The organism is Maribacter sp. MS6, assembly GCF_056839185.1.
Genome location: NZ_CM166389.1, coordinates 2726756 through 2753587, shown reverse-complemented (window position 1 = coordinate 2753587; position 26832 = coordinate 2726756). Strand labels below are relative to the sequence as shown.

Sequence of the window (26832 nt, the reverse complement as noted above, 5' to 3'; positions counted from 1 at the left end):
TTTGTTTTGTATAAATCTTGCTTTTAGCTATTCCATTAAAACCCTTGTATAACCATCCCTCTTTGAGGGTTTGGGGTATTATTTTACTTTAAGACTATTCGTTCCGCTTCTCCAAAACTATCGTAGTTACTGGTTATTACTTCTTCACCGGCCTGTAAGCCTTCCAGTACTTCATAGTATCGAGCATTCTGTTTTCCTACTCTGATATTTCTTCTAATCGCTTCATCCGTACCCGGGGTAACAACAAAAATCCATTGCCCGCCAGTGCTTTGAAAAAAACTCCCTTTAGGCAGCAACAAGGCGTCACTGGATTCGCCCAACTGTAGTTTAATGTTATAACTCTGCCCGGTACGGATGGTTTCCGGTTTGTCATCCGTAAAAACAAGATCTACCCTAAATCTACCGTTACGTACTTCTGGATATACTTTTCGAACTCTAAGCGGATAGTCTTTTCCATTACGCTCCAAAACTGCACTTAAATCACGCTTTACACGATCAATATAGTGCTCATCTATATCTGCCTCTATTTTATAATCTGTCAATACATTGATTTGACCTATACGTTGTCCTTGGGAAATATTCTGTCCAATCTCCGCGTCCAAGAACCCTAATTGACCATCTGCGGGAGCACGAACATTTAAATGATCCAATCGCTGGTAGACCATGCCCAAGGTTTTTTGCATACGGGCCAAATCTGCGTCCAAACCAGTTAAAGACGTAACGCGCAATTCATCATCATTTTCAGTCTGCATCTTTACAATATCGTATTGCTTTTGAGAAAGCTCGTAATTCTCTTTTGAAAGCTGATAGGCTTCTTTAGAAATCAGCTCATCCTCGAATAAGGCCTTATTCTGCTCATAATTCCGTTTCAGTCGTTGTAAATCAGTACTGGCAGTAGCAAGAGATCGCCGACCTTCCACCTGACGGGAATCAAATGTAAGTTTCGTAGAACGTAAATCGTTTTGCTTAAGTGCCAAATTACTTTCACTAGCTAGAATCTGTTCGTAAAGGTTCATATTTTCCAACTTTAGAATAATATCTCCTTTTTTGACCATGGCGCCTTCCTCTATCAATTTTTCCGTTACACGGCCACCTTCATAAGCATCCATATAAATTGTAGTAATAGGTGCAACATTACCATTTATGGTAATATAATCATCAAACTTGCCCTGTGTTACGGCTGCTATGGAGAGTTTGTCCTTCTCTGTTCTAAACGTGGAAACTGATGTAGCAAAAATGAGCTGATACCCCACAAAAAGCACTAACAAACCTATGGCTATATACCCATAATGCTTTGGCCTTAATCCTTTCTTTTTCTCTAATTGTATGTCCATTTCTTATTGTATTCTTTTTAACCTTTTCGTAAATCCAGAAAACGTTTTATCCTAATTAATATTAAAGACCGGTAAACCCCTATAAAAATCCAAGGTGCTTTTATTGATTTCAGAACGTAGCCTTACCTGTAGATTCTCATTTTGTGCACTGGCAAAAAGATTTTTTGCAGTAAACAGTTCAATCCCGTTTATCATACCTTTTTCATACCGTTTTTGTGCGATTGTAAAAGCCATACGTTGTGCTTCTACATTTTGATCGCTCTGCCCGGTTTCTACTTGAAGAGCATTATACTGTTGAACCAATTCCTGAATAGTTTGAAAAAGTACCTGTTCCTGTACTTCCAAGTTATTTTCCTGTCGTAGTCTTTCTATTTTTGCCTGTTTAACTCTCGATCTTGCGGACCATCCGTTACTTATCGGAATATTAAGGTTGAGTCCGTAAAATCTAGAAAAATTATCCCTGAACTGCTCCCTGAAAGGCAACGTATTTCCTAAGCTATCTCTAAAAGTTTCAAAATAGCCTGTGCCCATCCCTGCAAAGAGCGATAGTGAAGGATAAAACCTACCTCTAGCTATTCCTACTTGTTTTTTTGCAGCCTGCGCCCTTAGTTCTTGTGCCTTGATCAATGGCAGAAATTCCCGGGCTTTGGCATATACCGTATCTGATTTCATCTCTTGTGCGACTTCTGTGTCCGCTACCATCTCAAAATCAGCAATGATCGAAATATCCGAGGTGTTTTCTAGATTCATTTCTTGAATCAGCACCAACTTGGCCGCTGCCAATTGATTTTCGCTTTGGGTAAGATTCAACTCATCGGATAATAAGGCAGATTTTGCCTCATACATATCGGCCCCCGCCATAAGACCTAGTTCAATCTGCTTTTCCACTAATTGGAAATTGGTTTTTGAAACGTTTACCTGTTCATTTGCAATAGTAACCAGACCTTCAAAAAATCTGATGTTATTAAATGCTTGCATGACCCTGAAAGCCAAAAGATATTTTTGTTGCAAACGCTCTTCCTTTGCAGCTTGAAATAAAAATTTAGAAGCCTTTATGGAATTGATTTTTTGAAAACCTTGAAATAAATCTATATTGGACTGTAATGTATAATTGTTAGAAAAGAAATCCTGTACTACGAAAGTACCGGTATTAGGATCTTCTGCACGACCTGAATTAATAGTGTAATTAGAATTAGCATTAATCTCGGGCAGCAAATTTCGAATAGATTGCCGATAGTCTTCCCTATTAGCATCACTGGTATACGTAAAGTCCTTAAGTAACAGATTATGCTCCAGTGCATACGCAATACAAGCATCCAAGGTCCATTGCTCTTGTGCTCTAGCGTTAACACCAAGCACAAAGAAAAAAAGTAGCGTTATTTTAATTTTTAAATTCATACGTTTATTACTGTGCCAAACTCAATACTATATACGTGCCATAAATTCAATATATTGAAAATCAATATTTTAACACAAAATACTCTTACTATCATAAAATCAAGTGTAAAATAAATATACAGATATTGTCAAAAATTTGGACAGCAGGTATATCGTAAAGGTTTTGATTTGTAGTTTTAACCGAAATTAGGTATAAGGAAAGTTGTGCTAAACTCAAAGACAACTAAAGCTGTCTTATTTTTGTAGAGAGATTGGCATAGCAGTTAAAATAGAATATAGGTTTATTGGTGAGGTCAGCAATTTGGAATTTACTACCTATGTAAGGTTTAGGGACTAGCATTATTTTAAACTAAAGAATATCATGACAGATGCAAACATACTTGTAATAGACGACAACAAAAGTGTCCTAAGTGCTTTGGAGATATTATTGCAATTTGAGCATAAAAGTGTACAAACCATTTCTAATCCCAATCAAATCTCATCCTTTCCCAATTTTAACGCTATTGATATTATCCTCTTGGATATGAATTTTTCTGCCGGCGTAAACACGGGAAACGAAGGCCTGTATTGGCTTAGGGAAATAAGAAAAAAATCACCACATATTTCCGTAATAATGATGACAGCCTACGGTGCCATTGACCTTGCTGTAGAAGCCTTAAAAGAAGGGGCCGCAGATTTTATCCTAAAACCATGGAACAATGAGCGGTTGTTAACTACTGTAAAGTCTGCCTATGAACTACGAAAAAGCCGCAAAGAAGTCACCCAGCTTAAACAAAAGGAGAACAACCTTAAACAGGTCATTAACCAAAATAAAAATTACATCGTAGGAACTTCCAAAGCCTTAAACTCGGTACTAAATCTTGTGCAAAAAGTAGCAAAGACAGATGTAAATGTGCTAGTCACCGGAGAAAACGGAACCGGAAAAGAATTGATTGCAAGAGAATTACATAACCGATCTAGTAGAAATAACGAAGTTTTCATATCTGTTGATATGGGCTCTATCTCGGAAAATCTTTTTGAAAGTGAATTGTTCGGCCATGTAAAAGGCTCCTTTACAGATGCTAAAGAGGATAGAGCGGGAAAATTTGAGGCCGCTACCGGAGGTACCTTATTCTTGGATGAAATAGGGAATCTTTCGCTACAGACACAAGCTAAATTACTTTCTGCTATTCAAAATAGAATCATCGTTAGGGTAGGTTCCAATAAGCCTATTAAAGTGGATATCCGATTGATATGCGCTACCAACTGTAACCTAGATCAAATGGTAGCGGACGGACTTTTTAGAGAAGACCTGTTATATAGAATTAATACCATACGGGTAGAAGTACCGCCCTTACGTGAACGAGAAGGAGATGTGCTCGTCTTGGCTGATTTTTACTTGAATAAATTCGTGAACAAATATGGAAAGCCTGGTCTAAAAATAAATCAGGCAGCCCAAGAAAAATTAATGGACTATCATTGGCCTGGCAATATAAGGGAACTCCTGCACACTATGGAACGGGCCGTAATCCTATCTGAAGGAAATGTTTTAAAACCTACTGACTTTTTATTGGAAACAGGGCAAGCAGTTTCAACGGAAAATGGACCAAATACTTTGGAGGAAATGGAATTAGTAATGATTACCAATGCCTTGAACCAAAATGATGGAAACTACAGCGCAGCTGCAGAACAACTTGGTATCTCTAGACAAACACTTTATAATAAATTGAAGAAAAAAGGGGCATAGTGTTTAGAGGGTAGTGAAAAAAGTAAGCACTGGGCAGTTGCAGTTCGCGGTAATAAGTAGAAAGTCACGAATAAAAAGTAATCGCCTTTGCTAGGAGCAGCGGGAATGTAGAAGTGATAAACAAAGGCCGCTGCGAGGTGGCAAACTGTTGAAATACGGACATTGGGAAATAACAGAATGCTTGGTGCCTCGCAATGACATAAGAATAGCGGTAAAGCAGTTCGTTTTACAGTTGCAGTTACGGTTGTGTTTGATTTTTGAACTTGAACCCTCCTATGGCGGGCAGACTTGACACTTGAACTTGAACTTGAACTTGAACTTGAAATATGGTAAGCAGAAATATATATATACAATTAGTGTTCCGGGTCATTTTTATGACGCTGACGGTAGTATTTGCAACCTATTTCTTTTTTAACAAACAATATGTGGTTGGAAGTATTGGAGCAATTATCATGATTTTCCAAATTGTTGGACTTATCGATTATGTAAACCAGACCAATCGAAAAATTGCTTATTTTTTCGATGCAATTAAGAACGAAGATTTCACATTACGATTTCCAGAGAAGCTGAGTGTCAAGTCATTGGAAGAGCTTAACCATAGTTTAAATATGCTTAACTCCATGATTCAGGATATTCATCTAAAAAAACAAGCACAAGAACAATACTATCAAGAAATACTACGTCAGGCCGATATTGGCATCTTCACTATTAATCCTAAGGGGCATATTCTTTATGCGAATCCTACCGTTCAAGAACTTCTGAACTATAGACCCTTAAATCATGTAAAGCAACTGAACCAAGTAGATAAAGAACTCTATACACTTTTTGCAGAGCTTAAACCTTTTGGTAATACGATTTTTAAACTAGGAAACGAACGGGGCAAAAAAGAACTAAGTCTTAAATGCACACCGATTGTTATAGAAGGCGAACAGTTACTTTTAGTAGTCGCCCATGATATCCATAAGGAACTAGACGAAAAAGAAACAGACTCTTGGGTAAAACTTATTCGGGTACTTACGCATGAGATTATGAATACGATTACCCCAATAACCTCTATTTCCGAATCGATTCTCAATTACTTTAAAAAGGCTAACGACCAAGAAATACCAACCCATTTCTCCGAGCAACAAATAAAAAACACAACTAAGGGCTTAGAGGTAATCAAAGAACAGGGGTCTGACTTAATGAGTTTTGTACAATCTTATCGAAACTTTTTAAGCATTCCAGAACCAGACCGGGAACTGGTACCCGCTAAGTCCCTATTTGAAAAAATCATAGTCTTGCTACAGGAGCAAAAAGCAAATTCCAGTCTTACTATAAAAACTCAAATAGAGCCCATTGGACTGGAGTTCTATATTGACCAAAAACAACTGACACAGGTATTGTTAAACTTGGGTAAAAATGCCAAACAATCCTTAGAGGGAATAGATGAAGGCTATATCCATTTTACCGCTGGCATAACTGCATCGAACAAAAAATTTATCCAAGTTACAGACAATGGTGCGGGAATACCAGAAAATCTAATCGATGAAATTTTCGTTCCTTTCTTTACTACAAAAAATACGGGCACGGGCATTGGATTGAGCCTATCCAAACAAATTATGAGACTCCACGGTGGGAGCATTAGTGTTGCCTCGGGTAACACTACTCAATTTACGCTTACTTTCGACTAGTAATCTTCTGGTGTTCCCAACTCTTTCCAGGGGTCCAAGAAGTGACTTTCCAAATTCTGAATTTGATTGTCAATTACACTAACACCTTCACTTTCTAATAATTGTTGCATGAGGTTCGTTCCGTCAAAATGATGCTTTCCTGTTAAAAGTCCTTGTTTGTTGACTACTCTATGAGCAGGAACATCATCCATACCGTGTGAAGCATTCATTGCCCAGCCAACCATTCTTGCACTGCGGGCGGCTCCTAAATATTTAGCCACCGCGCCATACGACGTAACCCTACCGTAAGGTATCTGCTTTACCACCTCATAAACCCTTGCGAAAAAATTAGTGTTATCCGACATTCTAGGTATTGTAAACTCTAATAATAGTGATTACCAGTAATACCAACATTAAAAATCCTAAAATATAATTGGCGTTTTTGGCAAACTTTTGTGTCTTGTGCTCTAGTTTATCAAAATAAAAAACATAAAGATAGAGTACGGAAAAAGTACCCATACCTGCCGCTAAAACGAAGGTTGCAATATCCAAAACCTGAAATTTTATCCACCCAGATGCATTCCACATAATATTTAATCCGCTGTAATAGGGAATAGTTAATAGGTTGACACCTGCAAGAAAAACGCCTTTAAAATAACTACTTCGTTTACTAATCTTAATTTCCTTTATTTTTTTTTTCTTATTACGCCTTGCAGCCATAAAAAAATAAACGGACAATACTGCAAAAACACCAATGGCAACTTTTAATAATACCGCGACCACTTCTGGATTCTTATGGAGAAACTTAGATATGAACACAGCTACAAATGCCTGTAACATAATCATGGTAGACACGCCCAAACTAAATACAATACCATTAAGTTTATTCTTTTCTACACTGGTTTTAGCAGCATTAACGTTTAACAATCCAGGAGGAACAGTTGCCATAAATGCGGCAGAGAACGTGGCAAAAAAAAGAATCAAAAGGTGTTGCATAGCATCAATTTATCCGAAACTGGATATAGGTGATCGGTTTTCCTTTTTCAAGGTACTGATTTTCGTAGAATGTTTGTAGTTCCAAGACCTCTTTAGGGCTTCCCTCATTTTTGTATACGTTATGGTTGGCATATAGTACCTCATACCCAGCTCCATGCAATAGCCCTAACGTATAACCGTGCATAAATTCACTATCGGTCTTTAAATGCAAGAGAGCGCCCGGTTTTAGTACTTTTTTATATCGATTTAAAAACACCTGATTGGTCATACGGTGTTTGGTTCGCTTGTACTTGATTTGCGGGTCAGGAAAGGTAATCCAGATTTCCGAGACTTCATTTTCGGCAAAAAGCCGATCCACCAATTCAATTTGGCTTCTCAAAAAAGCGACATTGTCCAGCCCCTCTTCCAAAGCTGTTTTGGCACCACGCCAAAAACGCGCTCCCTTGATATCAACTCCAATAAAATTTTTGTTGGGAAACAGTTTTGCAAGCCCTATGGTGTATTCCCCTTTGCCACAGCCTAACTCTAATACAATGGGATTGTTATTTCCGAAATGATCATTCCAAGTTCCGCGTTTGGAAAAGCCTTTGCTCACGGCGTCCCTTGTGGGTTGAATCACATTTTTAAATGTTTCGTTTTCCTTAAATCTTTTAAGCTTGTTCTTACTTCCCACTATTTCCTTTATAAGTATGCAAAGCTATGAAATGAGTAAGAACTGATAACCATCTGCTAGGAAAACTTAGGAAATAGCTTATGCCAGTTGCTCTTGATATCTAAAAATTAAAAACCTACACCGTATCTAAAACTTCGGGCTTGCTCTTTTCTAAGGTAAACGAAAACTCCGATCCTACGTCCAATACACTTTCTACGTATATTTTTTCTCCGTGAGCTTCAATAACATGTTTTACTATCGCTAGTCCTAACCCGGAACCACCCTCTTTTCTACTTCGGTTTTGATCAACCCTGTAAAAGCGTTCAAACAATCTGGGAATATGCTCTTTGGGGATACCATCACCGTTGTCGGTTACCCTTACAATCACCTTATTTTTAACTAAATTCTCAACACTTACTTCTGTGGTACCGTTGTCATTACCATATTTTATGGAGTTGACCAACAGGTTGGTAAGTACTTGCCGAATTTTTTCCCTATCGCCATATACCATAATTGGCTTATCATAAGGCATATCAAAAGTCAGGATAATATTGTTTTTTGCGGCTTTCATTTCTAAAAGATCAAATACGCTTTGTATTAGCTCAATGATATTAAAATCCTGTTTGTCTAATCGTAGATCTCCAACTTCTAACTTTGTAATTAAATCTAAATCCTTTACAATGTATATAAGTCTATCTACGGCTTTGTTAGCCCTTGAAATATACTTTTTTCTAACGTTTTTATCTTCAATTGCACCGTCTAAAAGCGTTTCTAAATAACCTTGAACGGTAAATAAGGGAGTCTTTAGTTCATGGGATACATTCCCTAAAAAGTCCTTTCGATACTCCTCTCGAATCTTTAACGTATCGATTTCTATCTTCTTGTCCTTAGCAAATTTTTCGATTTCTGCGGTAAGCGTTCGCATGTCTGTAGTGATAGGATCAGTAGTTAATGTAGAGGATTCTAACAATGCCACATCATCGTAGATTTTTTTAATTCGTTTATAAATGAATTTCTCTATACGAATTTGAAGTGTGACAAAAGAAATTATGTAAATAAGTACAATAGCAGCTGATAAAAACCAGCTATTTACATAGTCAAATTGCCAACATAAAAAGCCTAGAACCAATCCAGACAAAACACTAATATAAAGGGAAGACCTTAAGGCAAACCTATAGGACTTCTTTGATTTTCCAGACATTAGAGTACAAACTTATATCCCACTCCCTTTACCGTTTTAAAATGTTCCTCCCCAATTTTCTCTCTTAGCTTTCGGATATGTACATCTATAGTTCGCCCCCCTACTACAACCTCATTGCCCCAAACTTTATCCAAGATAACCTCTCTTTTGAACACTTTGCTAGGCTTGGAAGTCAAAAGCGCCAAAAGTTCAAACTCCTTTCTGGGTAGAATAATCTCCTTTCCCTTTTTAACAATTTTATACTCTTCCCTATTTATAATGATATCTCCAACCTGGGTAATATCTTCTTGTGAATCATCTCCTTTTAACACTCGCCTAAGTAAGGCATTCACCTTACTTACGAGTACTTTGGGCTTTATTGGCTTGGTTATGTAGTCATCCGCCCCTGCATCAAAACCCGCCATTTGTGAATAATCTTCGCCACGGGCTGTCAAAAAAGTAATGACCGTGTTTTCTAATCCGCTAGTTTTTCGAAGTAATTCACATGCCTCTATACCGTCCATCTCTGGCATCATTACATCTAAAATAACCAGATGAGGTTGTTTCTTTTTTGCTTTAGCTACTCCTTCAAGTCCATTTTTAGCAGTAAACACTTCGTAGCCTTCGGCAGTGAGGTTGTAACTAACAATCTCAAGAATATCTGGCTCATCATCTACTAATAGTATTCTAATATCCTTTTTTTTCATAGTTTCTTGGTAGGGTTGTTTTCTCAAAAGTAAAGATAATAGCGAAACTACAGTGTCGCTTAACATTGATTTAATGTAGTAACCTTTAGATAACACTAAAAAAATAAATGTTTAACATGGAGGTAACTGCACCTTTACAAGATACCGGTTTCTTTGCAGCGAAAATAACTTTCTATTGTTCAAAAAGTAAAACAGTAATTAAAGATTAATTCTAAAAACGAGAAAATGAAAAAATTCGATTTTATTAAAAGGGTAATTGGCCTTGTACTGCTTGTCAGTTCTTTAACATTTGTGGCATGTAGCGATGACGATCCGGTCATTCCGCCAGTAGAAGTGGATGTTGATTTTGACAATGACGGAATCAACGATGACGTTGATAACTGTCCAGCTGCGGCAAATGCCGATCAAGCAGACAGTGATGGTGATGGTATTGGTGATGTTTGCGACCCTATTGATGATGGTGCAACACCTCCTGCTGGCGGCACTGTAGTAGTAGATTCTGATATTACCTCTAATACTACTTGGACTTCAGATTCTGTTTACAATCTAGACGGTAGAGTTTTTGTAACGGACGGAGCTACTCTTACCATAGAAGCTGGTACGATAATTAAAGCTAGTGCAGGTTCAGGCGCCAACGCTTCCGTGCTTGTTATTACAAGAGGAAGTAAAATAGAAGCCGTTGGGACTGCTGAGGCTCCCATTATTTTTACCTCTTTTGCTGATAATATCCAATTTGGAGAGACTGCAGGTACCAATCTTGATCAAAACGATCGAGGGTTATGGGGAGGACTTATCGTATTGGGTAATGCACCTTCTTCGTTTGACGGTGACGCTGAATCTGCACAAATCGAAGGTATCCCATCCGATACTGATGGAGACAAAGGATTATATGGTGGTAGCAATGCTGCCGATGATAGTGGCACCATACAGTATGTATCTATACGTCATGGCGGGGCTTTAATCGGTGAAGGGAACGAAATAAACGGTCTTACATTAGGCGCCGTAGGTTCCGGAACAACTGTTGACAATGTTGAAGTTGTTGGTAATGTTGATGATGGTATCGAATTCTTTGGTGGAACGGTAAATGCAACTAACTTATTCGTATGGGCAGTAGGTGATGACGGACTTGACATTGACCAAGCGTATAGCGGTACTATTGACAATGCCATCGTTGTTCAAGGAAACGTTTCTGATCACGCGTTAGAAATAGATGGTCCTGAAGGCTCACTTGCCGGGGCTTACACTTTAACAAACGCTACACTAATAGGACTTGACAATAATGAGGAAAATGGAGAGGTAGCCGATTTTAGATCTGGAGCTACTGGAACGAATTCTAATATATTGGTAACTGGTTTTACAGGAATTGGCACAGACTTACAACTTTCGGACGTGGAATTGGATAACGCTGGAGTTGCGGCAAACTACACCGCCGGAACACTGGTCTTTTCTGATTGGGAAGTAGTATTACCCACAGGAGTTACAACATCTGCAGAAATATTTAATGATACTACAGATGAATCTACTTTTGAAGCTGATGCAGCCACATTCTCTGCTATTGCCCCAATGATGCCAACTGTAGGAGCTACCACTTCTGCCTTTTCATGGACATATTCAAACACGAAAGCTGGCTTAGGTTTCTAATAGGATCCTTAAAAACCTAATCACTGTATCAAATTGCTCGTCTTAAATTATTAAGACGAGCAATTTATATATTAACAGACAATTTGTTCTAACAACATTTTTAGATGAAACTCAAACTAGTATTTATTTTTTTATCACTACTATCTTCACTCCATGCTTTTTCACAAAGCGGCATTATCTCAGGAACCGTCAATGATGGTGAATTGAATGATGTGCTACCGTTTGCCAATATACTCATAAGCGGAACCACCATAGGAACTACATCGGATTTTGACGGAAAATATGTATTGGAGGTAGAACCCGGAACATATACCGTTACATTTTCCTATTTAGGATATGAAACAAAAGCGATATCTGAAGTAGTAATTGGACCCGGTGCTGAGCAAATAATTGATGTTACATTAAATCCACTTGCAAATGCATTGGATGAAGTAGTCGTAACCACAACGATTTCAAAAAATACAGAGGTATCTGTACTAAACCTTCAAAAAAACTCCGTTGCATTATTGGATGGGCTATCTATTCAAAGTATGAAGAAATCAGGTGCTAGTGACATCGCTAGTGCTATTAAATCGGTCCCAGGAGTATCCGTTCAAGGAGGTAAATTTGTCTATGTGCGTGGTCTTGGAGACCGTTATACCAAATCTATTTTAAATGGCGTTGACGTTCCCGGATTAGACCCTGACAGAAATACATTGCAGTTGGACATTTTCCCTACCAATATTCTAGATAACATACTCGTTATTAAGTCCGCAACGGCAGACCAAGCAGCCGACTTTACCGGAGGTGTTGTAGATATCGTAACTAAAGACTTTCCGACTAGGGCCGAATATAGTGTTTCGGTAGGTCTTGGATATAATTCCACTATGCACTTTAATAATAATTACTTAAGCTCTGAGGGAAGTGCAGGTGACATCCTTGGATTTGATAGCGGAAGAAGAGATTTAGTACTCCCACAAAGCGTTGAAACACCAAACCCAGCTGCCAATGGCCCACGAATAAGACAATTGACCCAATTATTTAGGCCAAATCTCAAAGCACTGGAAGAACAAAGTCTAATGAATTTTAATTTTGGCTTTACTGCTGGCAACCAATATAATTTAAATGATGAAGGAAGTAAAAAAATTGGCTACTTGGCTTCTTTGACGTACAAAAATAGTACGGAATTCTACGATGGAATCGTAAACGGACAAGTCTTTAGAAAACAGGACCAGGACAGGTCTGTCCTTGAATTAATAGATGACCGTACACAATCTGGTAATTTAGGCGTAAATAATGTTTTGATTAGTGGCCTTGCCGGTATTTCATTAAAAGGTCTAACCTCCAAATACAAATTAAATATACTTCATATACAAAATGGAGAATCTAGCGCTGCTTACCTTAGGCAAGATAACTTCAATGTAAATTCAAATGTAATATTTAAAGATGTATTAACGTACACTGAGCGTTCCATTACCAACATTCTATTAAACGGAGAACATGCAAATGAAGATGGTTCGTGGAAAGTCTCTTGGAAACTTGCACCCACCCTTTCTAAAATATACGATAAAGACTTAAGGACCACACCGTTTAGATTTAATGACGAGACAGGTAACTTTTCAATATCACCTAGTGAATCTGGGGACCCCAGCAGAATTTGGAGAAATCTTGAAGAAATAAATATAGCTGGCAAACTGGATTTAACGCGAAGACACCAATTATTCGGTAGGGATGCAAAATTTAAATTTGGCGGAGCTCATACGTTAAAACAACGAGAATTTATTGTAGATCAATTCTCACATCCCGTACAGTCACGAGAAGGTAATTTTAGCCTTGGTTTCGGTGGGGATGCCGACCAAGTTTTAGCTCCTGACAATATCTATAGCACTATTACAAGAGAAGGAACGTACGTGAGACGTGATTCCAATATATCCGATTCCTTTGACTCAGAGATTACAGTTTCGGCTGGCTATGTATCCGATGAATTTAAATTTTCTGACAGGTTAAATGCAATCGTAGGGTTACGTTTAGAAAAGTTTGATTTGCTTTACTCAGGAGAAAACCAAGATGGTGAAGTTTTTGACCAAGCGACAATTTTGGATAAAATGGACTTTTTCCCATCGGCCAATTTTATTTACGAGTTAAACGAAGAAGCAAATAAAAAGCTAAGGGCTTCCTTCTCCAGCACTACGGCAAGACCTTCATTCAAAGAAGCCTCCAATGCCCAAATATTTGACCCTGTATCAAGCACCTTTTTCATAGGTAATATAAATATACAACCTACATATATCAATAATTTTGATCTTCGCTTTGAGTCGTATGGCGAGGGAACCAATTTTTTTGCTTTGAGTGCATTCGCCAAGACCTTTGATGATCCGATTGAACTTTCTTTTATTAGAGAAGCTAGGGGCCAATTTATACCATTAAATTTAGGGGATGCAACCGTATATGGTGGGGAACTGGAAGTTAGAAGAAATTTAGACTTTATCCCTGGTTGGCAAGATTTTTCTTTTAACGCTAACGTTTCTATCATAGAATCGAATCAAACTTTTACAGAAGATGAGCGGGAAGCGAGAACAGATAACCTAAGAGAAGGAGAGAACCTTCCTGATGGTCGTCAATTACAAGGTCAATCTCCTTTATTATTGAACATAGGTTTCAATTATGACAATAGTGAAAACGGTTGGCAAGGCGGACTTAACTATAACATACAAGGGAAAACTCTCGAAATAGTTGGTAACGGTGATATTCCCGATGTTTTTACCTTACCGTTTCATAATCTAAAATTTAATCTTAGTAAAGAGCTTGGAAAGGAAAAAAACAGTAAAATTTCATTACGTTTTGAAAATATTTTAAACGATAAGATTGAAAGTGTTTATCAGTCTTTTGGTGCTGAAGACCAATTATTTTCTTCAAGATATCCAGGACAGGCAATTTCCTTAGGTTATAGCTATCAGTTCTAATACCGGATAAACTAGAATATTTAAAGAGTCAAGATTCAGATTCTTCTAGAATTGAGCTAGAAACATTAATAAAAACCCACCAAAAGTGGGTTTTTTTGCGTTTCATCGAAAAAAAGCAATAAAGAATAGTCTAGTTTTATTATAGGCCAATAGATTTCATATCTTTATGGCATAGCATTTGTAACCAGCTATATATGAAGCAAATCTACTTTATCCTTTGTTTTCTTTTTATTTCTTTTAGCTATGGGCAAAGTACCCAAAGCAAGGGAGAGATAGATGGCTTCAGCATGTATCCCAATCCCGTTACCACAGGCAAGGTATATATTTCCACTTTAAATAATGATGCTAAAGAAATTCTAATCTATGATGTGCTTGGTACCTTAGTGTTAAAAACAACGATTTTGCGCAAAGAATTAAATGTTGGTGACTTGGATGCCGGAGTTTATGTTTTGCGTGTTTTTGAAAAAGACAAAGTTGCAACACGAAAGCTGATTATCAAGTAAATTTTCTGCCATCCCATTAACCTTTTTTTTTATTCCATATCGACCATCGGTAAAAAAAACCGATGAAAAACGGAACGTATTCCATTGACCTACAAAATACTAGCTTTCACAACATTTTCAGACAACCTCTTTGTTCCTGATGTACCTTTACTGTGTTGATCCCAAATCAATACAAAATGAAAAAAATCTACGTTATCCTATTTTTAGGATTTTCCCTACTGAACAATGCACAGGACAATAAACTACTTGCGCAAAATACAAATCCGGAAATTTCAGGTTTTAAGCTTTATCCTAATCCTGCCACTGCGGATATTGTCTACGTAACTACAGAACAAAATGCCATAAAGCACATACGGATTTTTGACGTTTTTGGCGAACTCATACTTACCGATAGAATTTCTAGCAAAACACTGGATATTTCCCGTCTATCCCCCGGAGTGTATATGGTACAAGTAGTAGAGAACCATAAATCTATTAATCGAAAACTTGTAGTGCGTTAGATCTGTAATGCAAGTAAATAAATCCTAATTGAAAAGATTCCAATCACTTTAGCAGAAGAGACTCAGCTTCTCCCTAAATTACTTTGTATTGATCAAAAGTACCTTTACATTGACTTCTTTACCAAAACTTAATACAACCATTAGCATTTCTATATCTATTGGTGTTTCCTACCTTTGTATTTATGGGAAAGATAGTACATAATGAAGCCCTGTTTCAAATTAAGGCAGAGGCAGAATTCTTGGCAACTGCACTAGACACCTTTCGTTTTCAATATACCAACAACACTATTTATAGATCCTTTTGTATGCATCTTGAAATAGCACCTGAAAAGGTTGTTTTTTTAGAGGACATACCATTTCTACCCATTCAATTTTTTAAGAACAAAAAGCTGGTTAGTACTACGGATTCCCCAAAGGCAATTTTCACGAGCAGCGGCACCTCTGGAAGCATCACCAGCAAACATATTGTTACAGATATTGGCCTATACGAAAAAAGCTATCTTACCGCTTTTGAACAATTCTACGGTAAACCTTCCTCATTTTGTATTCTTGCATTATTACCCTCCTATTTAGAGCGGGAAGGCTCTTCACTCATCTATATGGTAAACGACCTTATACAAAAATCAGGCCACCCAAAGAGCGGTTTTTTTCTAAACGATTTTGATAAATTAAAAAAACATCTGATTGCACTAGAAGCTATGGGAACCAAAACCTTATTACTAGGTGTTTCGTTTGCACTTTTGGATTTTTGCGAACAACATCAATTCTCCCTAAACCACACTACAATTATGGAAACCGGAGGCATGAAAGGTCGCCGAAAAGAACTTATTCGCGAAGAATTACATGCCCTACTCAAAAAAGGCTTCGGTGTTGACCATATTCATTCTGAATACGGGATGACCGAACTACTATCACAAGCTTACTCCAAAGGAAATGGCATATTTAATTGTCCGCCTTGGATGCGGGTTTTAGTAAGGGATACCGAAGACCCCTTGACCTATTTACCTCATGGGAAAACCGGCGGCATTAATGTGATTGATCTAGCAAACAAGAATTCGTGTTCGTTTATTGCCACCCAAGATCTAGGCAAAAAATACGATGATGATAATTTTGAAATTTTAGGAAGGTTTGACGATTCCGATATTAGGGGCTGTAATTTAATGGTGCTTTAGTCTTCTGTAAGAACATAATCCAAGCCCGGACCATCACAGGCTTGCCATGTATTAGAAATTTCGGTAGCGGACCTATACATTAATACTTCTTTTTGATTGCCAAAACAGTTTCCAATGAGTTCCAAACCTTCGGTATAACTTAGCTCTAAATAATCGGCTTCGTCATTTTCATATTCCGCTACTTCAAAAGTCCCTGCAGCTTCTGAAACGACACCGGCCCTTGTTCTATATTTTTTAAACGTACCGTTCACACTAAAGATATAGTACTCCTGCCAATCCATTTCCGCTCCTGTTGTCACAGAATTCACCATGTTTCCCGACATCCGTACCAATTTCCATTTTTGATCAACGAATTGTAGCCCCGCATCATCGAAAGTAGAAGTATCAGGTTCGGAGCACGAGTATAACATAAAAACGTAAAGTATGGCAACGTACCACTTATTCATCTTAAAACGTATATATTCATATTAATTAAGATAGAATACATTCAAAATGGTTGCGTCACTTTTCAATTTAAAAGCAACTATAAACCGCATGCATGGTGCTACTTTACTACCAGCACGTAATAATTCTTTTTACCACGTTGTAGCAATACAAATTTACCGTTAATCAAATCAACTTTGGTAATCGCATATGCATCGGTCACTTTTTCCTTATTAACAGAGATAGAATTTTGTTTGAGCTCACGGCGTGCCTCCCCATTTGAACCTAAAAAGCCAGTTTTGGCAGCAAGAGCAGCAATCATATTCAAGCCATCCTCAAGTTCCGAGATTGGAATCTCCGCCTGTGGTACTCCATCAAAAACATCTAAAAAGGTTTTTTCATCCAAGCCTTTTAAATCTTCCGCGGTAGATTTCCCAAACAAGATGGCACTGGCCTTTATCGCATTATCTAAATCATCTTGAGAATGGACCATGACGGTAATTTCATCTGCCAAACGTTTTTGGAGCAAACGAGTGTGTGGTGCTTTCGCATGTTGAGAAATAAGTGCCTCAATTTCAGTTTTAGGAATAAAGGTGAAAATCTTTATATACTTCTCCGCATCTGCATCAGAGGTGTTTAGCCAATATTGATAAAATCGGTAGGGTGATGTTCTATTGGCATCCAACCAAACATTACCACTTTCTGTCTTTCCGAACTTGCTGCCATCGGCCTTGGTAATCAAAGGACAAGTAAGTGCAAAACCTTTGCCTCCACCTATTCGTCTGATCATCTCCGTACCTGTAGTAATATTTCCCCATTGGTCACTACCACCCATTTGTAGCGTGCAATTATGTTCTCTATACAGATGTAAAAAATCATATCCCTGTACCAATTGGTAGGTAAATTCGGTAAAGGACATTCCTTCTTTGGCTTCGGAGGACAATCTTTTTTTAACGGAATCCTTAGCCATCATATAATTTACGGTAATATGCTTTCCAACGTCGCGTATGAAATCGAGAAATGTAAAATCCTTCATCCAATCATAATTATTCACCAAAACTGCGGCATTATCAGCATCACTTTCAAAATCCAAAAACCGGGAAAGTTGTTCTTTTAAAGCATTCTGGTTGTGACGTAAGGTTTTCTCGTCCAAAAGATTCCGTTCTGCAGATTTTCCGGATGGATCACCTATCATTCCCGTGGCGCCACCAATAAGCGCATATGGTTTATGACCTGCCAACTGAAAGTGGCGCAACATCATTGCAGCAACTAAATGACCAATATGAAGTGAATCGGCCGTTGGATCAATCCCTACGTACGCAGATTGCATACCTTCCAGTAGATGTTCTTCTGTACCGGGCATTGCATCGTGTAACATTCCCCTCCATTCCAGTTCCTTAACAAAATTCAAAGTCATTCGTGTTGTTCTTAGATATTATGCAAATATAAAAGGAAATCCGCAGGCTATCTACCAGAAATTATAGGGATTTTATTTACCTGTATTCCCTAACTTTGAGTTATGGTTTTAGTTACCGGAGGCACAGGGTTGGTAGGTTCACATCTTCTTTTGGAATTAGTACGTTCCAAGACACAGGTCAGGGCAATCTACAGAAACGAATCCAAATTGGCCTCAGTAAAAAAAGTATTCTCCTATTATACAAACAATTCATATCTGCTATTTAATGAAATTGAATGGATAAAAGCCGATATTCTAGATATTCCGGCTTTGGAAATTGCGTTTAAGGGGGTTGAGTATGTATACCATGCTGCCGCACTAATTTCATTTGACCCCAATGATTTTGATACCTTACAAAAAGTTAATGTAGAAGGTACTGCAAACATTGTTAATCTTTGTACCGCTAATGAGGTGAAAAAGTTATGCTATGTGAGTACCATAGGCACCATTGGGAGAAATCTAGTTACCAAGGTAGCTACCGAAGAAAATGAATGGACAAACCAAAACAAAAACGTGTATGCATTGACCAAGTATGAGGCAGAAATGGAGGTTTGGCGTGGCTCACAGGAAAATTTAGAGATTGTTATCGTAAATCCCGGAGTTATTTTAGGACCTGGTTTTTGGGAAACAGCTAGTGGTAAATTCTTCAAGACCGCTAACAAGGGTTCCAGTTATTATCCGCCCGGTGGAACTGGTTTTATAACTGTTTCGGATGTCGTTAAGATAATGATCAGCTTATTAAAGTCCAATATTAAAAATGAACGTTTTATTCTCGTTTCGGACAACATTACGTTCAAGGAAATACTAACAAAGATTGCCTTAGCTATGGGCAAAAAAGCACCTTTCAGGAAGCTTAAAATATGGCAATTAAAAATACTTAGATTTTTGGATATGGTGGCCTATCTACTCACTGGAAAAAAACGCAGAATTACAAAAAGTACCATTTATTCCCTTGAAAATAGGGAGATGTACAGTAGTGATAAAATCAAAGCGACTTTAGAATTTGAATTTAAAACATTGGACGAAACCATTAAACTTAGTGCCAATCACTTTATTTCTGATCACTAGCTAACTTTTTTGGAATCTTTGCCAAGCTATCGTTTTTTTTGCGCAAGGCTTGCCGTTCCAATACTTTGAGACTGTCTTTGATTTTTTTTGCCGCATCCATTATCTCCTTTTTCACTATTAACGAGGCTTCAATCTCTTCATACATACTAACATACTCTAAAGGTAGCGAAGCATAATATCGATCGCTCTCCACAAAAATAGTTGAATCGATATCATATTTTTCAAAAAGGTATTGTGTTGGATCAATACCATTCTCCTTTAGGACAATAATATTAGCTTTATGCTCTCTTGCACCATTTAAAATTGCCATCTCCTCTAAAATAGCTACCATTTTATCCCTTGGGATTAAATTGTCAGGTTTTTCGATTAGATTTTCCACACAAGAGGTCAGGAACAAAAGAACCAATAATATGCCGATAGATTTTTTCATCATCTGTTAAACGTAAGTCTTTTTGCGTTTCGCTCCTCAGAAAAGATGCCGTTTTCATAGGCTAAATGTCCGTTTACAAAAGTATGCGTAACCGAAGCTTTAAACACTTCATTTTCAAAAGGAGACCAGCCACATTTATAGGCTATGTTTTCTTTGGTTACCCGCCAAGGAAGATTAAGATCAACAATCGCTAAATCTGCATAAAACCCCTCCCGAAGATATCCTCTTTTTTCTATCTTAAATAGTATAGCAGGATTATGACACATTTTCTGAACCATTGTTTCCAAGCTTATTTTCCCTTGCAAGTGTTTTTCCAACATTGCTGGCAAAGCATGCTGTACTAGAGGACCGCCGCTTGGTGCTTTCGTATACACATTATCCTTTTCCGAAAGTGTATGTGGGGCATGATCAGTAGCAACAACATCTATTCTATCGTCCAAGAGTGCTTCCCAGAGCGCGTCGCGATCTTCGGATGTCTTTACCGCCGGATTCCATTTGATCAAGGTTCCTTTTTCTTTATAATCCGCATCAGAAAACCAAAGGTGATGCAAACATACCTCGGCAGTTATTTTTTTCTCGGCCAAAGGAATATCATTTCTAAACAGGTCCATTTCCTTTGCAGTTGATAAATGGAACACGTGTAATCTTGCTCCCGTTTTTTTTGCCAATGCAATAGCTTTAGATGAAGATAAATAACAGGCTTCTTCACTTCTGATAAGAGGATGATATTCGATTGGGATATCATTTCCATAGGTATTCATATATTCCGCCAAGTTGCGACGAATAGTAGTTTCATCCTCACAGTGTGCTGAAATAACCATTTCGGTACTCTTAAAAATACGCTCTATCACTTCTTCATCATCTACCAACATATTACCGGTAGAAGACCCTAAAAACAACTTTATTCCGGAACAGGAATTCTTATCCAAACGTTTTAACTCCTCAAGATTATCGTTGGTTCCGCCAAAAGGAAAGGAATAGTTGGCAAAAGCCGTTTTACTGGCCGTAGCAAATTTTTGTTCCAGTTTTTCTATGGTAGTAGCTTGCGGAACTGTATTTGGCTGTTCCATAAAGGTTGTAATCCCACCGCCTACTGCCGCTCTACTTTCGGTGGCTATTGTTCCTTTATGCGTAAGACCGGGCTCTCTAAAATGTACTTGATCATCAATGATTCCAGGTAAAATAAATTTTCCGGCCACATCAATTACCTCTGCATTTGCATCAGAAATACTCGGTGCTATTTTAACGATTAACTCTCCATCCAACAGGATATCCAGCTCTTGTATCTTGCCCTCGTTAACAAGGGTCCCATTCTTTATAAGTATCTTGGCCATAACTAAAACTTATTGCGTTGAAATAGACTTTTAATTTTCATAGAGAGAACTCCCCAAATAGCTTCGGTAATGATAGAAGAGCTCATTTTGGATTTACCACTTACCCTATCTCTAAAAATAATTGAAATCTCCTGAATATTAAAATTCTTTAGATAGGCCCTGAATTTCATTTCGATTTGAAAAGCATAACCTACAAAACGTACCGAATCTAAATTAATAGATTCTAAAACTGCCCTTTTATAACACACAAAACCGGCTGTAGGATCATGAACACGCATCCCGGTAATCATTTTTACGTAAAATGAGGCACCATAGGACAACAATACCCTATACAACGGCCAATCTACTACATTTACACCTTGTTTGTACCTCGAACCCACAGCTACATCAGCACCGTTTTCGCAAGCCTTCAAAAGGCGTAACAAATCTGATGGGTTATGGGAAAAATCGGCATCCATCTCAAAAATATAATCATACTTGTTGGCAATACACCACTTAAATCCATGAATATATGCAGTCCCCAACCCAGATTTTCCCATACGCGTTTCCAAAAATAGTGTATCAGAAAATTCTTCCTGCAACTTGGTAACCGCCGCGCCAGTACCATCTGGTGAATTATCGTCTACGATAAGTATATGAAACTCTTTTTGTAACTCAAAAACAGCCCTAATAATGGGTTCGATGTTTTCGATTTCGTTGTAAGTTGGAATTATTACAATGCTGTTGGTCATAGAATAGTACCGTATTTAAACAAAAATACTATTTTAATAATGGTAGAAGTGCAAGGGATAAAGCTTTATGATTTTTTTAGAAACTGGGTAATGAACAGAATTTGTAGTTTTGCATCAAGTTAAACCGACCATGTTAACCAACATACCTAAACAGTTTTATTATTTTTTGGCCGCTATTCTAGCGCTCAATATCGTACAATCCTTTTTTACGGAGCTGATCTATGATGAAGCTTACTATTGGTACTATAGTCAAAACATGGCTTGGGGCTATTTTGACCATCCTACTATGGTGGCTTTATTAATAAAAATCAGCAGCTTCTTTTTCAATGGAGAACTAGGTGTGCGATTTATAAGCTGCTTGCTATCCGTAGCCAATATTCTGGTGTTATGGTTGCTCATAGACCATCCGAAAAAGAACGGATTTATACCCCATTTTTTCGTGTTGGTCTTTTCAATGACCTTACTAAACGCCTATGGGTTCCTTACGTTGCCAGATACGCCCTTACTGTTTTTTACTTCCTGTTTTCTATTGGTCTACAAAAAGTTTATTGAAAAACCATCTTTAGGCCTATCGGTTCTACTGGGTGCGGTAATGGCTGCTTTAATGTATAGTAAATACCATGCGGTGCTGGTTATTATATTTGTGCTATTATCCAATCTAAAACTGGTTAAAAACAAATATGCCTGGTACGCCGTAGCAATTGCATTAACATGCTATGCACCACATTTTCATTGGCTCTACCAACAAGATTTTGTCTCTATCAACTATCATATATCAGAGCGGCCCAACGGAGCTTATGATTTTGAAAAATATACCTTAGGGTTCTTTGTGAATCTAGTGGCCATTTTTGGACTAACGTTCCCATTTATCTACCAAGCTTTGTTTAAGAGTAAGGCAAACAGTCTTTTCAATAAGGCCCTTTTGTTTTTAACCTATGGGGTTGTCCTATTCTTTTTCATATCTACCTTTAATCGCAGGGTACAGACCCAATGGATTATAATAATATGCATTCCAATGGTGGTTTTGGTGTTCCAATATATGTTGGAAAACAAAACAAACGCACAGTGGGTTTATCGCTTAGGGTTGGCTAATATCATCATCATATTATACCTACGTGTTGGGCTGGTTCATCAGCCTTTATTATTCAATATTTACTACGAAACACATGGAAATAAAGAATGGGTCTCTAAAGTGGCCAAGGAAGCCGAAGATAGCCCAGTCGTTTTTGAAAACTCCTATCGAAATGCTCCCATGTATGCCTTTTACAGCGGAAATACTTCCTTTTCGCTAAACAATGTGCAATACAGAAAGAACCAATACTCGATAGATAATTCAGAAGAAACGGTTCGAGGTAAAGATATACTGTACATATCTAAATATGCTAAGGAATGGCCTTTTACGTTTACCAAAATGACTGGAGGAGAATATCATGGAAGGTATATTGAAAAATTTAATTCATACCGAAAACTCCAATGCATAGTCGATATTGATAAAACAGATGCAAAATTGGGTATACCACTTACCCTAAAAGTATACAACCCATACAATTTTGAGATTCCGTTGAACGAATTAGAGTTTGGGGTAGCCTATTTAGATCGCTATAAGAAAGTGAAGGAGATAAAGGCTTTAACAGTTGAACCAATAAGAACAGAAACAAAGCAGTTACAAGCCAAGGATACCACTTATTTTAACCTAACCTTGCCTTTTAGCACTAAGGTTAAAAACCCCAGCTACGTTAGAATGGTAATTTCGGAAAACAATCTGTATTTTGGACTTAACGGTAAACCCATACCTTTACTGCAATGAATCCCATTTTAAGAACTTATGAATCATTGGATTGGATTACCTTACTCATCTTTGGTAGTCTAATTTTTCTACTTATTGCGAAAAGCCTATACTACGCTCGTTTTTTAAATTTTATTGTTTTGCCGTTCAACAACAAGTATATTTTTATGTATAATAAAAAAGAACGGTTACTCAACTGGTTTCATATCCTTTTTACTGCATTTCAAGTCATCAATACCGCACTGTTCCTGTTCTTCGTTTACGAGTATTTTATGCCTACTGATAATACCCAGCATTCCTATCTATATCCTTTAATTTTAATAGGCTTTTTTCTGTTTTTACTTTTAAAAATAGCATTGCAATTAGCTAATGGATTTATTTTTGGATCGCAATCTGTTTTTAGCGAAATTATTTTCAAAAAAACATCCTATCTGAACTATGGAGGCATCCTATTTTTCTTAGCTAATCTTTTACTAGCCTACGTAAGCATTAGCCCTAAGATTGTTATTATTACAACTATTTTCCTATTTATAAGTGTTAACCTAATTGGTTGGGGCCTAGTGCTAAAGAATTATCAAAACTTCTTTGCTAACCATTTCTTCTATTTTATTTTGTACCTTTGCACTCTCGAAATTGCACCCTTAGTACTAATAGGAAGCCTTCTCAAATAGAGCGACATATGAAAGTAAAAACGATTTTGGTCTCTCAACCCGAACCAAAGATGGAAAATTCTCCCTATTCCAAGCTTATTGACAAAGAGAAAATTAAGGTAGATTTTAGACCGTTTATACATGTGGAAGCAGTGGATGCCAAAAGCGTTCGCCAACAAAAGATCGATCCTAAGGAGTATACTGCAATAATACTGACCAGTAGGAATGCGGTGGATCATTTTTTTAGGATTGCCGAAGAAATGCGGTTTAAAGTTCCGGATAGCATGAAATATTTTTGTCAATCCGAAGCTGTTGCCTATTACCTTCAAAAGTATGTCGTATATAGAAAACGTAAAATTTACGTAGGTAAAAGACAATTTTCCGAACTGGTACCGCTCATTAAAAAATATAAGGACGAGACATTTCTTCTACCATCATCGGACGCTTTGAAGCCCGATGTTCCAGATACCCTAGATACACTTGGTATTTCGTGGAAACGAGGTGTTTTTTATAAAACGGTAATTAGCGATTTATCCGACTTAAGAAATGTCTATTACGATATTTTAGTGTTCTTTAGCCCTTCTGGAATTGAGTCTTTACTTCAGAATTTTCCTGATTTTGAACAAAAAGAAACAAGAATAGCAGTGTTTGGTAATTCTACAGTAGACGCGGCGAATGGTGCAGGTCTTAGAATCGATATTAAGGCACCTACTCCTGAAACACCATCAATGACCATGGCATTGCAAAAATATATTACAAGCGTTAACAAGTAACAAAGACTACCAATGATATAGCATAAAAAAACCGGCATTATTGCCGGTTTTTTTATGCTTGTTATCCCTTATCTAAAATGCATACCGCTGTGGGCCACCTCTTCTTATCTCCTCGCTGGCGTAACTTTCAAACTTTTTGAAATTTTCCCTAAATGCATTCGACAACTTAAATGCAGTGGTATAATATTTTTTATCATCGTTCCATGTAGTCCTAGGACTCAGAACATTGGTTGGAACACCTGGACATTCTCTAGGTTGCGCTACTCCAAAAACAGAATGTATATGGTACTTATCGTATGAGTACAATCCCAAATCGCCGTTTAAGGCAGCACTTATCATTGCCCTGGTATATTTCAATTTCATTCGTGTTCCTATTCCATAGGGGCCTCCTGTCCAACCTGTATTCACTAACCAAACTGCTACACCGCTCTCTTTCATTTTCCTACTTAGCATATCTGCATACTTTGTTGGATGCAATGGCATAAATGGTGCGCCAAAACATGCGGAGAAAGAAGGCTGTGGTTCTACAACTCCAGCTTCAGTACCCGCAACTTTTGCGGTATATCCAGAAATAAAATGATATGCCGCTTGGCTAGGCGTAAGCTTGGAGATTGGAGGCAACACGCCAAAAGCATCTGCCGTTAAAAAGAAAATATTCTTTACATTCTCTCCAATAGATGGTTGCTTAATATTATCAATATGATAAATAGGGTAACTTACCCGCGTATTTTGCGTTATTGAAGTATTAGCAAAATCTACATTTTTATTGCTATCCAAAACAACATTTTCCAATATGGCGCCGGGTTTTATAGCTCCATAAATTTCAGGCTCCTGTTCCTCGGACAAGTTAATGACTTTGGCATAACACCCACCTTCAAAATTAAAAACCGTATTCTTATTGGTCCAACCGTGTTCATCGTCTCCTATAAGTTCCCTGTTTGGGTCGGTAGACAAGGTGGTTTTCCCTGTCCCGGACAAGCCAAAGAAAATAGCGGTATCTCCTTCTTTTCCAACATTGGAAGAACAATGCATTGGCAAAGTGTTCTTCTCTACGGGCAGTATAAAGTTTAATGCAGAAAATATACCTTTTTTTATTTCTCCAGTATAACCGGTACCGCCGATCAAGGCTATCTTTTTAGTGAAATTAAGAATCGCAAAATTATGCTGTCTGGTACCGTCCTCAGATGCGTTCGCCATAAAACCTGGCGCATTGATTACCGTCCATTCCGGGGTAAAGCTTTCCAATTCCTTCTCGGTTGGCCTTAAAAACATATTGTAAGCAAAGATGTTAGACCATGGGTATTCATTTATTACCCTAATATTTAATTTATATTCCGGATCGGCACATGCGTAGCTGTCACGGACAAATATTTTTTTATCGTTCAGATAAGCAATAACTTTTTTGTGCAAGGCATCAAAGGAATCTGCTGGAAAAGGAATGTTAATATTTCCCCACCACACCTTATCTTCTGTAATACTATCTTTGACAATAAACCTATCCATGGGAGACCGTCCCGTAAACTCCCCGGTATTTACAGCTAAAGTGCCATTCGATGTTTCAACCCCCATTTTATTTTCCACAGTTATCGCCTGCAGTTGGGTAGGACTTAGTTGATAGTGTATATTCTCGTGCGTAATACCATAATCTTTCAACGAAATCGTTTTCGTATTTTGGTCGGATGCAGTCATAAATTCAAAATTTAATTTGTACAAAGCTATTAAAATTATATCTGAAGCAGATTGATTTTAAGCTTTAATCAGAGAGATATCGGTTGAAT

The 26832-nt window shown here is 37.6% G+C and carries 24 protein-coding genes; 11 read left to right on the top strand and 13 right to left on the bottom strand.

Features of this window, described 5'->3' with window-relative positions:
* Positions 1-83: 83 nt before the first annotated feature.
* Both MS6x_RS12170 and MS6x_RS12165 read right to left on the bottom strand, forming a co-directional pair.
* The gene (locus tag MS6x_RS12170; RefSeq protein WP_482602402.1) at positions 84-1334 is read right to left on the bottom strand and encodes an efflux RND transporter periplasmic adaptor subunit; all 1251 of its coding nucleotides are present in this window, start codon (positions 1332-1334) and stop codon (positions 84-86) included.
* A 51-nt stretch (positions 1335-1385) separates the two neighbouring features.
* Positions 1386-2732 carry a TolC family protein gene (locus MS6x_RS12165; protein ID WP_482602400.1) on the bottom strand — a complete coding sequence of 449 codons (1347 nt, stop codon included), beginning with the start codon at positions 2730-2732 and terminating at the stop codon, positions 1386-1388.
* Positions 2733-3093: 361 nt separating this feature from the next.
* Between MS6x_RS12165 and MS6x_RS12160 the strand changes: the two genes are divergently transcribed.
* Both MS6x_RS12160 and MS6x_RS12155 read left to right on the top strand, forming a co-directional pair.
* Positions 3094-4458 (top strand): sigma-54-dependent transcriptional regulator, encoded by a 1365-nt coding sequence (locus tag MS6x_RS12160; protein ID WP_482602398.1) that lies wholly within the window; start codon positions 3094-3096, stop codon positions 4456-4458.
* Between the two features lie 326 nt (positions 4459-4784).
* Entirely contained in the window at positions 4785-6131 is a 1347-nt protein-coding gene (locus MS6x_RS12155) for a sensor histidine kinase (RefSeq protein WP_482602396.1), read from the top strand.
* Here MS6x_RS12155 and MS6x_RS12150 read toward each other — a convergent pair.
* The 5 genes from MS6x_RS12150 to MS6x_RS12130 all read right to left on the bottom strand — a co-directional run bounded on the left by MS6x_RS12150 (position 6128) and on the right by MS6x_RS12130 (position 9645).
* Positions 6128-6475 (bottom strand): MGMT family protein, encoded by a 348-nt coding sequence (locus MS6x_RS12150; RefSeq protein ID WP_482602394.1) that lies wholly within the window; start codon positions 6473-6475, stop codon positions 6128-6130. The genes MS6x_RS12155 and MS6x_RS12150 overlap by 4 nt on opposite strands.
* 1 nt (position 6476) lies before the next feature.
* Complete coding sequence (locus MS6x_RS12145) at positions 6477-7106, bottom strand: LysE family transporter (RefSeq protein ID WP_482602392.1); 630 nt, start codon at positions 7104-7106, stop codon at positions 6477-6479.
* Positions 7107-7110: 4 nt separating this feature from the next.
* Positions 7111-7779: a tRNA (guanosine(46)-N7)-methyltransferase TrmB gene (gene trmB, locus MS6x_RS12140; protein WP_482602390.1), complete on the bottom strand. Its 669-nt coding sequence runs from the start codon at positions 7777-7779 to the stop codon at positions 7111-7113.
* A 115-nt stretch (positions 7780-7894) separates the two neighbouring features.
* Positions 7895-8959, bottom strand: a complete 1065-nt coding sequence (locus tag MS6x_RS12135; protein WP_482602388.1) for a sensor histidine kinase — start codon at positions 8957-8959, stop codon at positions 7895-7897.
* The gene (locus MS6x_RS12130) at positions 8959-9645 is read right to left on the bottom strand and encodes a response regulator transcription factor (RefSeq protein WP_482602386.1); all 687 of its coding nucleotides are present in this window, start codon (positions 9643-9645) and stop codon (positions 8959-8961) included. Before MS6x_RS12130 ends, MS6x_RS12135 begins: the two co-directional genes overlap by 1 nt.
* Before the next feature lie 225 nt (positions 9646-9870).
* Between MS6x_RS12130 and MS6x_RS12125 the strand changes: the two genes are divergently transcribed.
* The 5 genes from MS6x_RS12125 (at position 9871) to MS6x_RS12105 (ending at position 16403) form a co-directional block, all read left to right on the top strand.
* A complete protein-coding gene (locus tag MS6x_RS12125) occupies positions 9871-11286 on the top strand; it encodes a thrombospondin type 3 repeat-containing protein (protein WP_482602384.1) in 1416 nt (471 codons plus the stop codon).
* Positions 11287-11390: 104 nt separating this feature from the next.
* The gene (locus MS6x_RS12120; RefSeq protein ID WP_482602382.1) at positions 11391-14228 is read left to right on the top strand and encodes a TonB-dependent receptor; all 2838 of its coding nucleotides are present in this window, start codon (positions 11391-11393) and stop codon (positions 14226-14228) included.
* A gap of 194 nt (positions 14229-14422) precedes the next feature.
* On the top strand, positions 14423-14731 hold the full coding sequence (locus tag MS6x_RS12115) for a T9SS type A sorting domain-containing protein (protein ID WP_482602380.1): 309 nt from the start codon (positions 14423-14425) through the stop codon (positions 14729-14731).
* A gap of 176 nt (positions 14732-14907) precedes the next feature.
* Positions 14908-15231: a T9SS type A sorting domain-containing protein gene (locus MS6x_RS12110; RefSeq protein WP_482602378.1), complete on the top strand. Its 324-nt coding sequence runs from the start codon at positions 14908-14910 to the stop codon at positions 15229-15231.
* A gap of 182 nt (positions 15232-15413) precedes the next feature.
* Positions 15414-16403: a LuxE/PaaK family acyltransferase gene (locus tag MS6x_RS12105; protein WP_482602377.1), complete on the top strand. Its 990-nt coding sequence runs from the start codon at positions 15414-15416 to the stop codon at positions 16401-16403.
* Here MS6x_RS12105 and MS6x_RS12100 read toward each other — a convergent pair.
* Positions 16400-16849, bottom strand: a complete 450-nt coding sequence (locus MS6x_RS12100) for a hypothetical protein (RefSeq protein WP_482602375.1) — start codon at positions 16847-16849, stop codon at positions 16400-16402. The two genes, MS6x_RS12105 and MS6x_RS12100, sit on opposite strands and share 4 nt — an antisense overlap.
* A gap of 98 nt (positions 16850-16947) precedes the next feature.
* On the bottom strand, positions 16948-18243 hold the full coding sequence (gene tyrS / locus MS6x_RS12095; RefSeq protein ID WP_482602373.1) for a tyrosine--tRNA ligase: 1296 nt from the start codon (positions 18241-18243) through the stop codon (positions 16948-16950).
* Between the two features lie 102 nt (positions 18244-18345).
* Here tyrS and MS6x_RS12090 point away from each other — a divergent pair, with 102 nt between their 5' ends.
* Positions 18346-19350, top strand: a complete 1005-nt coding sequence (locus MS6x_RS12090; RefSeq protein WP_482602371.1) for an NAD-dependent epimerase/dehydratase family protein — start codon at positions 18346-18348, stop codon at positions 19348-19350.
* On the opposite strand, the gene MS6x_RS12085 is transcribed toward MS6x_RS12090, so the two are convergent.
* From MS6x_RS12085 to MS6x_RS12075, 3 genes are read right to left on the bottom strand one after another with little or no spacing between them, the layout of a single operon-like run.
* Complete coding sequence (locus MS6x_RS12085; RefSeq protein ID WP_482602369.1) at positions 19334-19783, bottom strand: DUF4296 domain-containing protein; 450 nt, start codon at positions 19781-19783, stop codon at positions 19334-19336. The genes MS6x_RS12090 and MS6x_RS12085 overlap by 17 nt on opposite strands.
* Positions 19780-21114: a dihydroorotase gene (locus MS6x_RS12080; RefSeq protein ID WP_482602367.1), complete on the bottom strand. Its 1335-nt coding sequence runs from the start codon at positions 21112-21114 to the stop codon at positions 19780-19782. Before MS6x_RS12080 ends, MS6x_RS12085 begins: the two co-directional genes overlap by 4 nt.
* Positions 21115-21116: 2 nt before the next feature.
* Positions 21117-21845: a polyprenol monophosphomannose synthase gene (locus tag MS6x_RS12075; RefSeq protein WP_482602365.1), complete on the bottom strand. Its 729-nt coding sequence runs from the start codon at positions 21843-21845 to the stop codon at positions 21117-21119.
* A gap of 130 nt (positions 21846-21975) precedes the next feature.
* Between MS6x_RS12075 and MS6x_RS12070 the strand changes: the two genes are divergently transcribed.
* From MS6x_RS12070 to MS6x_RS12060, 3 genes are read left to right on the top strand one after another with little or no spacing between them, the layout of a single operon-like run.
* Positions 21976-23652 carry a glycosyltransferase family 39 protein gene (locus MS6x_RS12070; protein WP_482602363.1) on the top strand — a complete coding sequence of 559 codons (1677 nt, stop codon included), beginning with the start codon at positions 21976-21978 and terminating at the stop codon, positions 23650-23652.
* A complete protein-coding gene (locus MS6x_RS12065; RefSeq protein WP_482602361.1) occupies positions 23649-24302 on the top strand; it encodes a DUF4271 domain-containing protein in 654 nt (217 codons plus the stop codon). The genes MS6x_RS12070 and MS6x_RS12065 overlap by 4 nt, the downstream gene beginning before the upstream one ends.
* An 8-nt stretch (positions 24303-24310) precedes the next feature.
* A complete protein-coding gene (locus MS6x_RS12060) occupies positions 24311-25054 on the top strand; it encodes a uroporphyrinogen-III synthase (RefSeq protein WP_482602359.1) in 744 nt (247 codons plus the stop codon).
* 72 nt (positions 25055-25126) lie between these two features.
* On the opposite strand, the gene pckA is transcribed toward MS6x_RS12060, so the two are convergent.
* Positions 25127-26743 (bottom strand): phosphoenolpyruvate carboxykinase (ATP), encoded by a 1617-nt coding sequence (pckA, locus tag MS6x_RS12055; protein WP_482602357.1) that lies wholly within the window; start codon positions 26741-26743, stop codon positions 25127-25129.
* Positions 26744-26832 lie beyond the last annotated feature (89 nt).

Excerpts from the sequence above, each read along its gene's own strand:
- MS6x_RS12130 (WP_482602386.1), bottom strand. The coding sequence starts at position 9,645 with ATGAAAAAAAAGGATATTAGAATACTATTAGTAGATGATGAGCCAGAT.
- MS6x_RS12085 (WP_482602369.1), bottom strand. The coding sequence starts at position 19,783 with ATGATGAAAAAATCTATCGGCATATTATTGGTTCTTTTGTTCCTGACC.
- MS6x_RS12070 (WP_482602363.1), top strand. The coding sequence starts at position 21,976 with ATGTTAACCAACATACCTAAACAGTTTTATTATTTTTTGGCCGCTATT.
- tyrS (WP_482602373.1), bottom strand. The coding sequence starts at position 18,243 with ATGACTTTGAATTTTGTTAAGGAACTGGAATGGAGGGGAATGTTACAC.
- MS6x_RS12060 (WP_482602359.1), top strand. The coding sequence starts at position 24,311 with ATGAAAGTAAAAACGATTTTGGTCTCTCAACCCGAACCAAAGATGGAA.
- MS6x_RS12100 (WP_482602375.1), bottom strand. The coding sequence starts at position 16,849 with ATGAATAAGTGGTACGTTGCCATACTTTACGTTTTTATGTTATACTCG.
- MS6x_RS12075 (WP_482602365.1), bottom strand. The coding sequence starts at position 21,845 with ATGACCAACAGCATTGTAATAATTCCAACTTACAACGAAATCGAAAAC.
- MS6x_RS12105 (WP_482602377.1), top strand. The coding sequence starts at position 15,414 with ATGGGAAAGATAGTACATAATGAAGCCCTGTTTCAAATTAAGGCAGAG.
- MS6x_RS12160 (WP_482602398.1), top strand. The coding sequence starts at position 3,094 with ATGACAGATGCAAACATACTTGTAATAGACGACAACAAAAGTGTCCTA.
- MS6x_RS12065 (WP_482602361.1), top strand. The coding sequence starts at position 23,649 with ATGAATCCCATTTTAAGAACTTATGAATCATTGGATTGGATTACCTTA.
- MS6x_RS12080 (WP_482602367.1), bottom strand. The coding sequence starts at position 21,114 with ATGGCCAAGATACTTATAAAGAATGGGACCCTTGTTAACGAGGGCAAG.
- MS6x_RS12145 (WP_482602392.1), bottom strand. The coding sequence starts at position 7,106 with ATGCAACACCTTTTGATTCTTTTTTTTGCCACGTTCTCTGCCGCATTT.
- MS6x_RS12150 (WP_482602394.1), bottom strand. The coding sequence starts at position 6,475 with ATGTCGGATAACACTAATTTTTTCGCAAGGGTTTATGAGGTGGTAAAG.
- MS6x_RS12110 (WP_482602378.1), top strand. The coding sequence starts at position 14,908 with ATGAAAAAAATCTACGTTATCCTATTTTTAGGATTTTCCCTACTGAAC.
- pckA (WP_482602357.1), bottom strand. The coding sequence starts at position 26,743 with ATGACTGCATCCGACCAAAATACGAAAACGATTTCGTTGAAAGATTAT.
- MS6x_RS12090 (WP_482602371.1), top strand. The coding sequence starts at position 18,346 with ATGGTTTTAGTTACCGGAGGCACAGGGTTGGTAGGTTCACATCTTCTT.
- MS6x_RS12115 (WP_482602380.1), top strand. The coding sequence starts at position 14,423 with ATGAAGCAAATCTACTTTATCCTTTGTTTTCTTTTTATTTCTTTTAGC.
- MS6x_RS12125 (WP_482602384.1), top strand. The coding sequence starts at position 9,871 with ATGAAAAAATTCGATTTTATTAAAAGGGTAATTGGCCTTGTACTGCTT.
- MS6x_RS12155 (WP_482602396.1), top strand. The coding sequence starts at position 4,785 with ATGGTAAGCAGAAATATATATATACAATTAGTGTTCCGGGTCATTTTT.
- MS6x_RS12170 (WP_482602402.1), bottom strand. The coding sequence starts at position 1,334 with ATGGACATACAATTAGAGAAAAAGAAAGGATTAAGGCCAAAGCATTAT.
- MS6x_RS12120 (WP_482602382.1), top strand. The coding sequence starts at position 11,391 with ATGAAACTCAAACTAGTATTTATTTTTTTATCACTACTATCTTCACTC.
- MS6x_RS12135 (WP_482602388.1), bottom strand. The coding sequence starts at position 8,959 with ATGTCTGGAAAATCAAAGAAGTCCTATAGGTTTGCCTTAAGGTCTTCC.
- MS6x_RS12165 (WP_482602400.1), bottom strand. The coding sequence starts at position 2,732 with ATGAATTTAAAAATTAAAATAACGCTACTTTTTTTCTTTGTGCTTGGT.